The organism is Nonomuraea sp. NPDC047529, from assembly GCF_040642995.1.
Lineage (GTDB): Bacteria > Actinomycetota > Actinomycetes > Streptosporangiales > Streptosporangiaceae > Nonomuraea.
The window spans coordinates 274,199-287,454 of sequence record NZ_JBEYTJ010000003.1; the positions used below are offsets into that span (position 1 = coordinate 274,199).

At 71.1% G+C, this 13,256-nt stretch carries 13 protein-coding genes; 5 read left to right on the forward strand and 8 right to left on the reverse strand.

Translation table 11 applies throughout. The features are described from left to right. Nucleotides 1-239: 239 nt before the first annotated feature. The 3 genes from ABZ815_RS07780 to ABZ815_RS07790 all read right to left on the reverse strand — a co-directional run bounded on the left by ABZ815_RS07780 (nucleotide 240) and on the right by ABZ815_RS07790 (nucleotide 2,685). Entirely contained in the window at nucleotides 240-392 is a 153-nt protein-coding gene (locus tag ABZ815_RS07780; RefSeq protein WP_352324303.1) for a hypothetical protein, read from the reverse strand. Nucleotides 393-622: 230 nt separating this feature from the next. Beyond that, the gene (locus ABZ815_RS07785) at nucleotides 623-1,294 is read right to left on the reverse strand and encodes a DUF4230 domain-containing protein (protein ID WP_357695158.1); all 672 of its coding nucleotides are present in this window, start codon (nucleotides 1,292-1,294) and stop codon (nucleotides 623-625) included. A gap of 59 nt (nucleotides 1,295-1,353) precedes the next feature. Further along, nucleotides 1,354-2,685 carry a hypothetical protein gene (locus ABZ815_RS07790; RefSeq protein ID WP_357695160.1) on the reverse strand — a complete coding sequence of 444 codons (1,332 nt, stop codon included), beginning with the start codon at nucleotides 2,683-2,685 and terminating at the stop codon, nucleotides 1,354-1,356. Between the two features lie 229 nt (nucleotides 2,686-2,914). Here ABZ815_RS07790 and ABZ815_RS07795 point away from each other — a divergent pair, with 229 nt between their 5' ends. Genes ABZ815_RS07795 through ABZ815_RS07810 form a run of 4 tightly spaced genes read left to right on the forward strand, consistent with a single transcriptional unit; the run spans nucleotide 2,915 to nucleotide 6,493 of the window. Further along, nucleotides 2,915-3,466 carry a MarR family transcriptional regulator gene (locus tag ABZ815_RS07795; protein WP_357695162.1) on the forward strand — a complete coding sequence of 184 codons (552 nt, stop codon included), beginning with the start codon at nucleotides 2,915-2,917 and terminating at the stop codon, nucleotides 3,464-3,466. Beyond that, a complete protein-coding gene (locus ABZ815_RS07800; protein ID WP_357695164.1) occupies nucleotides 3,450-4,388 on the forward strand; it encodes a tetratricopeptide repeat protein in 939 nt (312 codons plus the stop codon). Before ABZ815_RS07795 ends, ABZ815_RS07800 begins: the two co-directional genes overlap by 17 nt. 9 nt (nucleotides 4,389-4,397) lie before the next feature. Further along, complete coding sequence (locus tag ABZ815_RS07805; protein WP_357695165.1) at nucleotides 4,398-5,027, forward strand: cytidylate kinase-like family protein; 630 nt, start codon at nucleotides 4,398-4,400, stop codon at nucleotides 5,025-5,027. A 56-nt stretch (nucleotides 5,028-5,083) separates the two neighbouring features. Beyond that, entirely contained in the window at nucleotides 5,084-6,493 is a 1,410-nt protein-coding gene (locus tag ABZ815_RS07810) for an NAD-dependent malic enzyme (protein WP_357695167.1), read from the forward strand. Between the two features lie 167 nt (nucleotides 6,494-6,660). Here the strand turns inward: ABZ815_RS07810 and ABZ815_RS07815 are convergent, their stop codons facing one another. The 5 genes from ABZ815_RS07815 to ABZ815_RS07835 form a co-directional block, all read right to left on the reverse strand. Then, nucleotides 6,661-7,146, reverse strand: coding sequence for a hypothetical protein (locus tag ABZ815_RS07815; RefSeq protein ID WP_357695169.1), 486 nt, complete (start codon nucleotides 7,144-7,146; stop codon nucleotides 6,661-6,663). Nucleotides 7,147-7,217: 71 nt separating this feature from the next. After that, nucleotides 7,218-8,270: a glycosyltransferase family 4 protein gene (locus ABZ815_RS07820; RefSeq protein WP_357695171.1), complete on the reverse strand. Its 1,053-nt coding sequence runs from the start codon at nucleotides 8,268-8,270 to the stop codon at nucleotides 7,218-7,220. Between the two features lie 202 nt (nucleotides 8,271-8,472). Further along, entirely contained in the window at nucleotides 8,473-10,023 is a 1,551-nt protein-coding gene (locus ABZ815_RS07825) for a glycerol-3-phosphate dehydrogenase/oxidase (RefSeq protein ID WP_357695173.1), read from the reverse strand. A gap of 14 nt (nucleotides 10,024-10,037) precedes the next feature. Continuing rightward, complete coding sequence (gene glpK, locus ABZ815_RS07830) at nucleotides 10,038-11,528, reverse strand: glycerol kinase GlpK (RefSeq protein WP_357695175.1); 1,491 nt, start codon at nucleotides 11,526-11,528, stop codon at nucleotides 10,038-10,040. Nucleotides 11,529-11,580: 52 nt separating this feature from the next. Continuing rightward, nucleotides 11,581-12,333, reverse strand: a complete 753-nt coding sequence (locus ABZ815_RS07835) for an IclR family transcriptional regulator (protein WP_357695177.1) — start codon at nucleotides 12,331-12,333, stop codon at nucleotides 11,581-11,583. A 300-nt stretch (nucleotides 12,334-12,633) separates the two neighbouring features. Between ABZ815_RS07835 and ABZ815_RS07840 the strand changes: the two genes are divergently transcribed. After that, the gene (locus tag ABZ815_RS07840) at nucleotides 12,634-13,254 is read left to right on the forward strand and encodes a TetR/AcrR family transcriptional regulator (protein WP_357695179.1); all 621 of its coding nucleotides are present in this window, start codon (nucleotides 12,634-12,636) and stop codon (nucleotides 13,252-13,254) included. Nucleotides 13,255-13,256 lie beyond the last annotated feature (2 nt).

Sequence of the window (13,256 nt, forward strand, 5' to 3'; positions counted from 1 at the left end):
GCTCCGCCCCCATCCCTCAAATATACCGACTGGGTCCCGGCGGCGGTGCTTTCCCGCCTAACCACCCCCCCCCACTTACGGCCGGACCCCGCGACACCCCGGTCCCACCAGGAACGGGAACCGGGGTGTCGCAGACGCTGCGCTCGGGCCGGCCAGGAATCCGGCGCCGGACGCGCCCCCCTAAGGGGGCATTTCAGCCCGGCCGCGAGGGAGGATGCGGCCGGGCTGCTTGTGGGACGTCATGAAGCCAGGAACTTGGCGAAGACCGAGCGGTGGCGACGCTCGGAACGCTGTCCCTTCAGTGCTTCCCGTACGCGCCGCTGCTCGGCGGCGGCCCGACGGAGTTCGGCGGCGTGGTGCTGCATGACGCTGTATTCGAGTTCGGCATTCATCCGAGTGCTCCTGCTGTTCGTGTTCCTTGTTCCCTGCACTTTTAAGACTCCTCCTAAGGCCCCTCCCGCCACATCGGGCGGATGTCCTATCTGCCGGGGTTCGGGCAGGTAGGGAGGTACTTAGGCGGGCGCGTCCGTGGGCTAAGCACGTACGGGGATACCTAGGCGGGAACGTGGACGGGCCGCCCCACCCGAGGTGAGGCGGCCCGCCGGCAGGACGAACAGGCAGGTCAGAGCTCGTCCGTGAACTTGACGGTGACCTTGGAGAAGCCCAGCGACTTCAGCATGCCCGTGAGCATCGACTTGGTGTTGGCGTCCGCCCGCGCCCGCAGGTCGCTGGCCACGGCCGCCTCCGTGATCTTCTTCTCCGCCAGCAGGTAGAGCTCGCGCTGGTCGCCAGGGGAGCCCGACAGGAAGTCCTGGACGCGGTCGAGCAGGCCGCGCTGCTGGGCGAACACGTACGAGCGGCTGTTGTCCAGGTTGGGCTTCTCCAACTGGGCGCGCGGGAGCCGGACGGTGGCCTCGGTGCGGTCCTTATTCACGGTCACCGCGCCCGCCGCCATGGCCGAGAAGTCCACGTACGCGTCGACGCCGCCGGCGCCCACGAACAGCGTGCGGGTGCCCTTGACCGCGTCGGGCAGGAAGTTGGCGTCCTTCTCCAGGTCGACGACGACCTGGAAGGTGCCCGTCGCCGCCTCGAACCGGCTGAGGTCCTTGATGGACTGCAGCAGCACCGGCTGACTGCGGTCGACGGTCTGCTCTCCGAACGGGTTGAGCCACGTCCAGGCCAGCCGGCCGCCCACCACGAGCAGGACCGCCAGGACGAGGAACCCCGCCGCATATCGCCACCTGCGGCGCCGCCGGGGAGCCAGGTCCGGCGGCGTCGTCTGGGAAGTCGTCATGGGGCATGACTACCCGCCAGGCGATCATCAGTGCCAGCCGTATGGTGACATCTTCGTCGTCAGCCTGAGGTGCCCGCGGTGCCGGGGTCGGGGTAGACCGGGTAGACGTGGCTGCTCTCGGGCGTGACGCCGGAGGGCGGCGTCAGGACCGCGGTGGGAGCCGGGCCGCCGCCGAAGTGCGTGCTGGACAGGCGGCAGGACTGGAAGTCGCTGTAGAACATGCGCAGCCACTCCCTGCGCTGGTGCTCGTCGAGGCCGGAGAACCAGGACGCGGCGTACTGGTGCTCGGGCAGCGGGCCGCCGGGCAGCGGCTCGCCGCGCAGCCAGGCCATCACGATCTCCCGGTAGCCGTCGGCCGGCGTGCCGGGGCAGCGGGCGGCCAGCGCGTCGATGTACTCGTAGGCCGCCTCCTCGGCGAACCCCGCCGACAGGTCGGGCACGTGGATGGGCGCCAGGCCGTTGGAGGGCTTCAGCGGCTCGTCCAGCGGCCGCTGCTCCACCCGCGTGAACGCGGCCGGCGTGCCGGCCAGGCGTGAGGCGATCTGCGTGAACACCGCGCCCAGCTCGGTCTGCCCGGCCCGCATCCCGGGGTGCAGGCAGACCGTGATCGGCCATTCCTGGCAGGCGTAGGCGATGTCCTCGGCCGCGGCCGGCTTGGGGTGGGCCAGCATCCGCGACACGCCCATGCCCGCCGCCAGCACGGCCAGCAGCGCGCACGCCAGCACCAGGGCCTGCCTGGTCACCAGCGCCGCCCAGCCGAGCAGCAGCGCGCAGGTGATGCCGAGCAGCCAGATCGTCTGGTCGAAGAACGGCGCCCCGCCCAGCCCCTGGAACAGGTCGTACGGCTCGCCCGTGCCCGGCACCAGCCGGTCGGCCAGCCCCCGGTCGTCGGCCAGCCACGAGAAGGCGACGTAACAGGCCAGCCCCGCGATCGGCGGCGTGAGCGCCTTGGGCACGACCCAGCCGGCCACCCACCCGATCACCGCGTAGAGCGCCAGGCCCGCCATGCCCATGCCGAGGCCGGACAGGCTCAGCCGCCCCGCCTGGTCGGTGAGCACGGTCTTGACCGCCAGCACCAGCACCGTCGCGCCGAACGAGCCCAGCACCACCACCACGATGGCCAGCGGCGCCTTGAGCGCCCGCCACGTGGTGAGCGAACGCCCGCGCAGCGCGCGCCGCTTGCGCAGCGCCACCCACGCGGCGAACGCGGCCGCCACGGGCCCGGTCATCCGCAGCGAGCCGATGACCGCCGCCAGGATGTTCTCCCACGCGTCGACGCCAGGTATCAGGACGTTCCACGCCGCGACCAGGCCGAGAGCGAGCAGCACCGCCACTGTCACGGCCGCGCTGTGCTTCAGCTCCTCGCGTGTAACGCCCGCGTGCTCACGCACCCTGTATCCCGTTGCAGTTCACCAAGCACCCCCCGTGCCCCTGGCAATGCGGAAGAATGTCAGCCCAGATCCGTCCCCACGGCAGTTGGACTTGGCTTCCGCGTCACCTTACGTAAGAGAACCATAACGGAGCGTGATGATTGACGGTCGGATTCTTGGTCAAGCGGTGAAGCCTGTCGCTCCAGGTAGCCCGACGAAACCGGGACGAGAGGCGCGCTAACGTAGCGCTGTGTCCCAGCCGAAGCCGCTCAATCTGCCGTTCGATCCCATCGACCGCGCCGCGGAGAGCTGGCGTGCCCGCTTCGGGCCTTCCTCCGCGATGGCAGCGGTCACCTCGATCATGAGAGCACAGCAGATCCTCCTGTCACAGCTCGACTCCCTCCTCAAGCCCCACGATCTCACCTTCGCCCGCTACGAGGCCCTGGTGCTGCTGACCTTCAGCCACACCGGCTCGCTGCCGCTGTGGAAGATCGGCGAGCGGCTCATGGTCCATCCCACCAGCGTCACGAACACGGTGGACAGGCTGGAGAAGTCCGGGTTCGTCTGCCGCCTGCCCAACCCCCGCGACGGCCGCGGCGTGCTCGCCGAGATCACCGACCAGGGCAGGGAGGTCGTGCGCCGGGCAACGGACGACCTGATGGCCGCCGAGTTCGGCCTGACGATGTACGCCGAGGACGAACTCCAGCAGATCTTCGACCAGCTCCGCACGCTGAGGGTGGCGGCGGGTGACTTCTCCGGCCCGTCCATGCGGCAAGATGAGGAGCATGGCGGACTTCTCTAGGCCCGGGTCGCTCTACGGAGCTGTGGACCTGGGCGCGCGCAAACAGGCACTGGATGCCCAGGCCCGGCGGGAGGCCGCCGGTCCCCAGGGGGCCACCTCGTCCTCGGTCGTCGACGTGACCGAGGAGACGTTCACGACGGACGTCATCGACCGTTCGATGACCGTGCCGGTGGTGCTCGACCTGTGGTCGCCCCGGTCGCCGGGCAGCGCCCAGCTCAGCCCCGTGCTGGAGAAGGTGGTCGGCGACATGGGCGGCCGGGCCGTGCTGGCCAAGGTCAACGTCGATGCCAGCCCCCAGATCGCACAGGCGCTGCGGGTGCAGGCCGTGCCCACCGTGCTGGCCATCTTCCAGGGGCAGGCCGTCACCGGCTTCCAGCAGGTGCTGCCCGAGCAGGAGGTGCGCCGCTGGCTCGACGAGCTGATGGGCGCGGTCGAGCAGTTCTACCAGGCCAACCCCGACGCCCGGCCGCCCGCGGCCGAGGAGGGGGAGGAGGCGCCCGCCGGGCCGCCCGCCGACCCCGACCTGGTGGCCGCCGAGCAGGCCATCGACGCCGGAGACCTCGACGCGGCCGAGGCGGCCTACCAGCGCCTGCTGGCCCGCATCCCGGGCGACGAGGACGCCAAGATGGGCCTGGCGGGCGTCGGCCTGATCAAGCGCACCTCCGAGGCCGACCCGGCCGACGTGCAGCGGCGCCTCCAGGACCCGTCCGACATCGACGCGCAGCTGCTCGCCGCCGACCTGGAGATGCTCTCCGGCGCGGTCGACGAGGCGTTCGAGCGCGTCGTGGCCGTGGTCAAGCGCACCTCGGGCGACGACCGCGACCGGGCCAGGAAGCATTTGCTCGGGCTTTTCGACGCATTGCCGTCAGACGACCCATCCTTGGCGAAAGCGCGTAGAGCATTGGCGAACGCCCTGTTCTAACCTGGAGGTATGCGGGTCGTCACGATCTCCGCGGCCTACGGCACGGCCGGCAGCCACATCGGCCCGGCCGTCGCCGAACGGCTCGGCGTGCCCTTCGTCGACCGTGCCATCCCCAGCGCGGTGGCCAAGGAGCTCGGCTGCACGCTGGAGGAGGCGCTGGCCCACGACGACCGCGCCGAGCACGGCCTCGGCAGGCTCCTGTCCGGCGCGATCAGGCTGCCCACGGTCACCTTCGGCGGGGTGGACATGTACGTCCCGGGCGCGATGCCCCTGCCGCCGGAGGAGTTCGTCCGGCGCACCGAGCGCATGCTGAAGGAGATGGCGCTCACCCAGGGCGGCGTCTTCCTGGGCCGTGCCGGGGCCCTGGTGCTGGCCGACCATCCGGGCGCGCTGCACGTCAGGCTCGACGCGCCGCTCAAGCGCCGGATCCGCCAGACGGCCACGCTGAGCGGGATGAGCGAGCGGGAGGCGAAGGCCGTCATCGAGGACAACGACCGGGCCAGGACGGCGTACGTCCGCCATTTCTACCGGGCGGATCCGGGCGATCCGTGCCACTATCACCTTGTGCTCGACAGCACCACGATCCCCGTCCCCGCGTGTGTCGAACTCATCGTCACCGCTGCGACGGCACTGGGTTGACCTGATGCCCCCTATCCTGGGATGACTTCTTGGTCAGTCCCGAAGGAGCGATTGACGTGGCGACCGTCCCGAGTGTGTCGTACTCCATAACCGTGCGTCTTGAGGTGCCCGCAGGCGGCAAGGCCGTGAGCCAGCTCACCCACGCCGTAGAGTCGGCCGGAGGCGTGGTGACCGCACTCGACGTCACCAACGCGGGCCACGAGAAGCTCCGCATCGACGTCACCTGCGCCGCGCGTGACACCGACCACGCGCAGGCCATCGTCGACCAGCTGGAGGCGGTCGAGGGCGTCGTCATCCACAAGGTCTCCGACCGCACGTTCCTCATGCACCTCGGCGGCAAGATCGAGATGAAGTCGAAGGTGCCGCTGCGCAACCGCGACGAGCTGTCGATGGCCTACACCCCGGGTGTGGCGCGCGTGTCGATGGCCATCGCCAGGAACAAGGAGGACGCCCGCCGCCTGACCATCAAGCGCAACTCGGTGGCCGTGGTCACCGACGGGTCGGCGGTGCTCGGGCTGGGCAACATCGGGCCGGAGGCCGCGCTGCCGGTCATGGAGGGCAAGGCGGCCCTGTTCAAGCGGTTCGCGGGCATCGACGCCTGGCCGATCTGCCTCGACACCCAGGACGTCGACGAGATCGTCCGCACGGTGCAGTTGATCGCGCCCGGGTTCGGCGGCATCAACCTGGAGGACATCGGCGCGCCGCGCTGCTTCGAGGTCGAGCGCCGGCTGCGCGAGCTGCTGGACATCCCGGTCTTCCACGACGACCAGCACGGCACGGCCATCTGCGTGCTGGCGGCCCTGACCAACGCGCTGCGCGTGGTGAACAAGTCCATCGAGAACGTCAAGATCACGATGGCGGGCGCCGGCGCGGCCGGGAACGCGGTGCTGCGGCTGCTGCTGGCCGCGGGGGCGCGCAACGTGGTGGTCTGCGACTACCTGGGCGCCGTGCACAAGGGCCGCGACGACCTCGACGAGTCGCTGCGCTGGATCGCCGAGCACACCAACGCGGAGGGCTACGCGGGCGACCTGCGCGGCGCGGTCAAGGACGCCGACGTGTTCGTGGGCGTGTCCGCGCCCGGCATCCTGACCGGCGACGACATCGCCACGATGGCCAAGGACTCCGTGGTGTTCGCGCTGGCCAACCCCGAGCCCGAGGTGTCGCCCGACGACGCTCGTGAGCACGCCGCGGTGGTCGCGACCGGGCGCTCCGACTACCCCAACCAGATCAACAACGTGCTGGCGTTCCCGGGCGTGTTCCGGGGGCTGCTCGACGCGCAGGCCGGCGGGGTGACCCAGGAGATGCTGCTGGCCGCGGCGGGCGCGCTGGCGGCGGTGGTGACGCCGGAGGAGCTGGGCCCCAACTACATCGTGCCGAGCGTGTTCCACCCCGACGTGGCGACGGCGGTGGCGGCCGCGGTCCGCGAGAGCGCCGGCGGCCGGGCCCGGGGCTTCACCGAGGCGTGATCCGCCAGGGGCCGATCCGGTTCGGCCCCTGCACGCTTTCCACCCGGGCGGCCCACAGAGCGAGCCGGTGAAGGGTCAGAGGGCGTGACCTGGAAGGCCGTCAGCCGAAGTACGGCGGGTGGGGTGACCACGCGAAGCCGTGAAGACAAAAGGCGGCTGGTTGTCGTCTACGTGTGCGTGACGGCGGGGATGAGGCGGTAGCTTTCCTGGAAGACGAGGTTGTGGGCGTCGGCGGCGGCGATGGCGCGCAGGGTCGTGAGCTGGCCCGCCGCGTCCGCGTGGTCGAAGACGTTCAGCGGCCAGTCGCCCACCGTGTTGCCGCGTAGGTGCGGGTGGTGGAAGTCGGCGCCGTAGTGGGCCACGATCGCGATCGGCAGGATGTCCTTGTCGCGCTGTTCCGGCCAGGTGAGCGACCACATGGCGTTCAGCCCGCCCTCCTGAGACCTGGTGAGCCCGCTGGACACCACCTGCCCGGTGCCGAGGAGCAGGTCGGCGTTGAACTCGTCCAGCGTCGCCCGCGCCACCGGGTCGAGCAGCTCGACCGCCGTGGCGAACAGGCGTTCCTTGTCCTCCCGCGCGGTGACGCCGCCGTGGACGCCGTCGCGCAGATCGGTGAAATGCCTGATCAGAGCCTCGTTCATGGCAGTGCGCATGCCTACCCTCTTCCCCCGGGACGGCGGCGACACCCCGTGCGGCGGCGATCCGCCGCACGGGAACGCGCAGGTCAGGCGGCGAAGGGCGCCGGACGCCGATCGCGGACGCTCAGTTCGTAGATCTTCTCGTAGCCCATGGCCATGCCGAGCGCGTCGAAGTTGCGCTTGACGTGCATGCGGCAGTCGGCCGGGTTCAGGCCGCCCGCGGCTTCGACGGCCTCGGCCAGGTCGGCGGGCCCGTCGCAGATGTAACCGGTGACACCGTCGACGAGGACCTCGCCCACGGCGCCGCCACGCAGCGCGACCACCGGGGTGCCGCTCGCCATGGCCTCGGTCATCACCATCCCGAAGGACTCCTCCCGGCGGCTGGGGAAGAGCAGGCAGTGCGCGTTCGCCAGCAGCTCGCGCTTGCGCGGGCCGTCGGCCTCGCCGACGTGGACGGCGTCGTCGCCGAGCCGGGGGCGGATGTGGGTGTCGAAGTACTCGTGCTCGGACGGCTCGTTCATCCCGCCGGCGAGCAGGATGCGCCGTCCGGCCTTCCGGGCGGCGTCGATGGCCAGGTGGGCGCCCTTGTCGGGGCTGAACCGGCCGAGGAAGAGCGTGTAGTCCTCCTTGCGCTCGCGGAAGGGGAAGCTCTTCAGGTCCACGCCGTTGTGCACGGTGCCCACCCAGTTGAGGTCGGGGGCCTGCATGCGCTGGAACGTCGAGGTGGACACCAGGCCGACGGAGTCGCCGAGCCGGCGGAGCCGCTCGGCCTGCTCGCCCGAGGCCGGGCCGTGCACGGTCGTCACCGTCGGGATCCGGGGGTTCAGGGCGGTCAGCGGGCCCGCCGGAGAGTGGTCGTGGACGACGTCCACGTCCAGGTCCTCCAGCCGGACGTCGGGGACCGCCGTTCCAGGGACGGGTTCGTCCAGCGGGTGGGAAGGGGGTTCGGTGTAGGCGGCGAGGAAGTGGGCGGAGGCGCCGGGGCGGCCGGCCCCGATCAAGGTGACCTGGTGGCCCAGTCTGAGCAGGGATCGCGCGAGGTCGTCCATCATGACCCTGACACCGCCGTACGAGCGGGACGGGTTCTCGAACCTCGGGGGAGCCACCAGCGCGATGTGCAGCCGGGACTGGGCGGACATGACGTCACCTCCGTAGGGGCGGCAGAAAGGGGTTCAGCCGGTCGGCGGCCCGCCGCCTCGGTGCGGCCGCGGGGGGTTCCCGGCGGTCCTCGGCGACGGATGCGACGGTGGAGATGCCCAGAATCGGCCGACATGAACCTCTGATCTGCGGTGACGGCCGTCACCCCGGCCGCGGCGGCACAGGCCGCGGCCGGGGTGAGGATCAGCCGAGGAGCTGCTCGATCCGGGTGCGGACGTCGGGCGTGTCGAGCCCGCGCACGGTGAGCGTGGTACGGCGGCGTACGACGTCGTCCACGGTGGCCGCCCACTCGTGATCACGGGCGTAGACGGCCTGGGCCCAGATGTCGGGCCCGTCGGGGTGGATGCGCTCGCCGAGCGAGGGGTCCTCGCGGATGAGCCGGGCCACGTCGAAGGCGATCGTGCCGTAGTGGGTGGCCAGGTTGCGGGCGACCAGCGGGTCCATGCGGGCGCCCGGCTCCCGTTCGGTCCACAGGCGCATGGCGACGGCGTCGGGGCTGGCCAGGCCCGGCAGCGGCACGGCCGGCAGGATGGCCGCCAGGTCGTCGCCGAGCGGCCTTCCGGGCAGGCGGGCGAGGGTCTCCAGGACGTGCCTGCCGATGTGGCGGTAGGTGGTCCACTTGCCGCCCGCGACCGACAACATGCCGCCCGCGCCCCTGGTCACCACGGTCTCCCGCTTGGCGGCCGACACCTGGGCGGGCCCGCCGGGAAGCACGCGCAACCCGGCGAAGGCGTAGGTGATGTCCTCGCGGCGGAGCTGGCAGTCGCGTACGGAGTGGCCGGCCTCGTCGAGGATCTGGGTGATGTCGGCGTCGGTGGCGCGCACGTCGGCCGGGTCGCCCTCGTACGCCTCGTCGGTGGTGCCGAGCAGCAGGTGGTCCTCCCACGGGATGGCGAAGGAGACCCGGTACTTGTCGATCGGCGTGGTGAGCGCGGCCTTCCACGGGTCGTGGCGGCGCATGACCAGGTGGGCGCCCTTGGACAGCCGGATGCTCGGCGCGGCGTTCGGGTCCTCCATCCGCCGCAGGTGGTCCACCCACGGGCCGGTGGCGTTGAGGACGAGCCGGGCGTTCACCCCGAACTCGGTGCCGTCGAGGCGGTCGCGCAGCTCCGCTCCGGTCACGTTGCCGCCCGACTTGCGCAGGCCGACGACCTCGGCGTGGTTGAGCACGACCGCGCCCGCGTCCACGGCGGCGCGCACGGTCATGACGGCGACGCGGCTGTCGTTCATCTGGTGGTCGCCGTAGACGGCGGCGGCGCGCAGGCCCTCGCTGCGCAGCGCGGGCACCCGGCTCATGGCCTGGTGCGGCGTGATGACCCTGCCCATGCCGTCGCCGAACACCGACAGCGCGGAGTACAGGAAGACGCCGGCGCCGAGCTTGGCCGCGCCGTGCGGGCCGCCCTTGTAGATCGGCACCAGGAAGGTGAGCGGTTTGACCAGGTGGGGTGCGATGTCGCCGGCCAGGGCGCGGCGTTCGCGGTGGTTCTCGGCGACCAGTTTGACGTTGCCGGTCTGCAGGTAGCGCAGGCCGCCGTGGACCAGCTTGGACGACGCGCTGGAGGTGGCCCCGGCGAAGTCGCCGGCCTCGACCATCGCCACCCGCAGCCCGGCCTGCGCGGCCATCCAGGTGACGGAGGTGCCGAGGATGCCGCCGCCGATCACCAGCAGGTCGTACGTGGCGCGGGAGAGCTCGTCCCGGATCTCGGCCCTGTCGGCGCCGATGGCGATGTTCATGACGTGCTCCAGTCCTACTTTTCGACCCAGTCGAGGGTGCGGGCCACGGCCTTCTTCCAATTGCGGTACTCCCGCGCGCGGACCTGTTCGTCGATCTCCGGCCGCCACTCCGACGCCTTGTGCCAGTTGGCGCGCAGGCTGTCGAGGTCGGGCCAGTAGCCGATGGCCAGGCCGGCGGCGTACGCGGCGCCGAGCGCAGTGGTCTCGGCGACCATCGGCCTGATCACGGGGACGGCCAGCACGTCGGCCAGCGTCTGCATGAGCAGGTTGTCGGCCGTCATGCCCCCGTCGGCGCGCAGCGTGGTCAGGTCGAGCCCGGAGTCGGCGTTCATCGCGTCGACGACCTCGCGGGTCTGCCAGGCGGTGGCCTCCAGGACGGCGCGGGCGATGTGTCCCTTGGTGACGAACCCGGTCAGCCCGGCGATCACGCCACGGGCGTCGGAGCGCCAGTGGGGCGCGAACAGCCCCGAGAAGGCCGGGACGAAGTAGCAGCCGCCGTTGTCGTCGACGGTCTTGGCCAGCGTCTCGATCTCGGCGGCGCTGGAGATCAGGCCCAGGTTGTCGCGCAGCCACTGCACCAGCGAGCCGGTGACGGCGATCGCGCCTTCGAGCGCGTACGTGGCCGGGCCGTCGCCGATCTGGTAGCCGACGGTGGTGAGCAGGCCGTGCCGGGAGACGACGGGCTCCTGGCCGGTGTTCATCAGCAGGAAGCTGCCCGAGCCGTAGGTGCTCTTGGTCTCGCCGGGTTCGAAGCAGGTCTGGCCGAACAGCGCCGCCTGCTGGTCGCCGAGCGCGGAGGCCACCGGCACGCCGGCCGCGGTGTGGCCGTAGATTTCGGCGGACGGGCGGATCTCCGGCAGCATCGCGCGTGGCACGCCGAGGGCGGCGAGCAGGTCGTCGTCCCAGCTCAGCGTGTGGATGTTCATCAGCATCGTGCGGCTGGCGTTGGTCACGTCGGTGAGGTGGCGGCCGGTCAGGTTCCACAGCAGCCAGCTGTCCATCGTGCCGAACAGCACCTCGCCGCGCTCGGCCCGCTCCCGCAGCTCGTACGCGTCGAGCAGCCATCGGATCTTCGGCCCGGAGAAGTACGTGGTCAGCGGCAGCCCCGCCTTCTCCTTGAACAGCGCCTCGTGCTCGGCGAGCGTCTGGGTGAGCGCGTCGGTGCGGGTGTCCTGCCACACGATCGCGGGGCAGACGGGACGCCCGGTCTCCCGGTCCCACAGGACGGTGGTCTCGCGCTGGTTGGTGATGCCCAGCGCGGCGATGTCGAGCCCCTCGGTGGCCTCGGCCATGACGGTCCGGACCGACTGCCAGATCTCCTCGGCGTCGTGCTCGACCCAGCCCGGCTTGGGGAAGATCTGGCGGTGCTCGCGCTGGGCGACGGTGACGATGTTGCCGGCCTGGTCGAAGACGATGCACCGGCTGGACGTGGTGCCCTGGTCAATGGCTGCGATGTAGTGCGGTCGAGGCACGAGGTTCCTCGCTTGGGAGTCGGGGTTCGACATTGTCGAACGATGTGAGCGATGTTACGTGTTTGCCCCGGTGTTGTTCAACCGGTCATCTGGCCAGATCGCGGGTGATCGCGCGGGCGGCGTCGCGGACGTAGGAGACGTACTCCATGGTCAGGGCGCCGTCGGCGGTCAGCCGTTCGACCGCGCCCCGGATGCCGATGGCGCCCACCACGAGGCCGCGCGGGTCCTTGATCGGAGCCGCGATGGCGACCTCGCCCTCGGTCAGCTCCTCCATCTCGGCCGCCCACCCCCTGGTCCGGACCTGCTCCAGGTCCTCCTCCAGCTTGGCGGTGTCGACCAGCGTCCGGTCCGTGTACGCCGGCAGCGGCGGCGCCGTGAGCGACTCCCCGTAGGGGTCGTAGGCGAGCAGCACCTTGCCGAGCGCGCTGGCGTGCGTCGGCAGGTAGGTGCCGACCTGGAGGGTCTGCATGCTGTCGTCGGGGCGGAACACGTGGTGGATCACCAGCACGTGGCCCTCGTGCAGGGTGCCGATCCAGGCGCTCTCCCTGCTCCGCCCGGCCAGGGCGTCGGCCCAGTTGATCGAGCGGGTGCGCAGCTCGTTGACGTCGAGGTAGCTGCTGCCCAGGTGGAGCAGCGTGGCCCCGAGCCGGTACTTGCCGGTCGCCGCGTCCTGCTCGACGAAGCCGACCCGGACCAGCGTGCGCAGGATGCCGTGGAGCGTGCCCTTGGGCAGGCCCAGCGCCCTGGCCAGCTCGGCCACGCCGAGCTGGCGGGGGCCGGAGGCGAGCAGCCGCAGGATCGCGGCCGCCCGCTCCACCGATTGAATCGTCTCTCCCACGGCGGCAACCATAGCGCAGATCGGTTCGACATTGCCGAACGCTTTCATGGAATCAGCGCTCCCGCGACGGTCGGCGCGGCGTTGACGGACGCCGCCACGCTCACCCCTGAAGGACGGCCCCCACCGCTCGCCGTGGCCACGGCGAGCATCAACCGGAAGCCCGGCAAGAGCGCGGGAACCAGCCGCTGTGCGGACGTCGTCCGATCGGAGGGGCCGGTCGAAAAATACGATCACGACAGCTCCTTAATGGGACAAGTGCTCCATTAAGTGTGCCATGACGTCAGCATGAAAGGGGAGTTGATGGAACAAGAGTCCCGTTTGGCGGGGACTGTGCGGCCGGGGGGCCGCACCGCGCGCGTGCGCGCGGCCGTGCTGGAGGCCACTCAGGACGAGCTGGTCGAGCACGGCTTCCATGGGCTGACCATGGATCAGGTGGCGGCCAGGGCCGGCGTGGGCAAGACCACGGTCTACCGGCGCTGGGGGAGCAGGGCAGGGCTGGTCACGGATCTGATGATCGAGCTGGCCGAGCAGTCGTCACCACACGCCGACACGGGATCCGTCGAGGACGACCTGCTGGCCAACGCCATGGCCGTGGTGGGCGCGGTCACCGACCACCGGCTCGGGGCCACCTTCCAGGCGGTGATCGCGGCGGGCACGTCCGACGCGCAGGCCGTCCAGGCGTTGCGGGCCTTCTATCTGCGGCGCATCGAGGAATGGGCCAAGGTCGTCGACCTCGCGGTGAAGCGGGGGGAGCTGCCCGAGGGCACTGACGGGATGGAGGTGATCCGGGCGATCTCCGCGCCGCTCTACTACCGCCTGCTGGTCACCAAGGAACCGGTGGACCAGGGGGTCGCCACGGACGCGGCGCTGCGCACGCTGGCGGCGGCGCGGGCGGGCGCGTTCGTCCCACGGGACGCCTGACA

Coding starts and splice junctions, on each gene's coding strand:
- ABZ815_RS07785 (WP_357695158.1), bottom strand. CDS start 1,294: ATGACGACTTCCCAGACGACGCCGCCGGACCTGGCTCCCCGGCGGCGC.
- ABZ815_RS07815 (WP_357695169.1), bottom strand. CDS start 7,146: ATGCGCACTGCCATGAACGAGGCTCTGATCAGGCATTTCACCGATCTG.
- ABZ815_RS07800 (WP_357695164.1), top strand. CDS start 3,450: ATGGCGGACTTCTCTAGGCCCGGGTCGCTCTACGGAGCTGTGGACCTG.
- ABZ815_RS07840 (WP_357695179.1), top strand. CDS start 12,634: ATGGAACAAGAGTCCCGTTTGGCGGGGACTGTGCGGCCGGGGGGCCGC.
- ABZ815_RS07805 (WP_357695165.1), top strand. CDS start 4,398: ATGCGGGTCGTCACGATCTCCGCGGCCTACGGCACGGCCGGCAGCCAC.
- ABZ815_RS07825 (WP_357695173.1), bottom strand. CDS start 10,023: ATGAACATCGCCATCGGCGCCGACAGGGCCGAGATCCGGGACGAGCTC.
- ABZ815_RS07780 (WP_352324303.1), bottom strand. CDS start 392: ATGAATGCCGAACTCGAATACAGCGTCATGCAGCACCACGCCGCCGAA.
- ABZ815_RS07820 (WP_357695171.1), bottom strand. CDS start 8,270: ATGTCCGCCCAGTCCCGGCTGCACATCGCGCTGGTGGCTCCCCCGAGG.
- glpK (WP_357695175.1), bottom strand. CDS start 11,528: ATGTCGAACCCCGACTCCCAAGCGAGGAACCTCGTGCCTCGACCGCAC.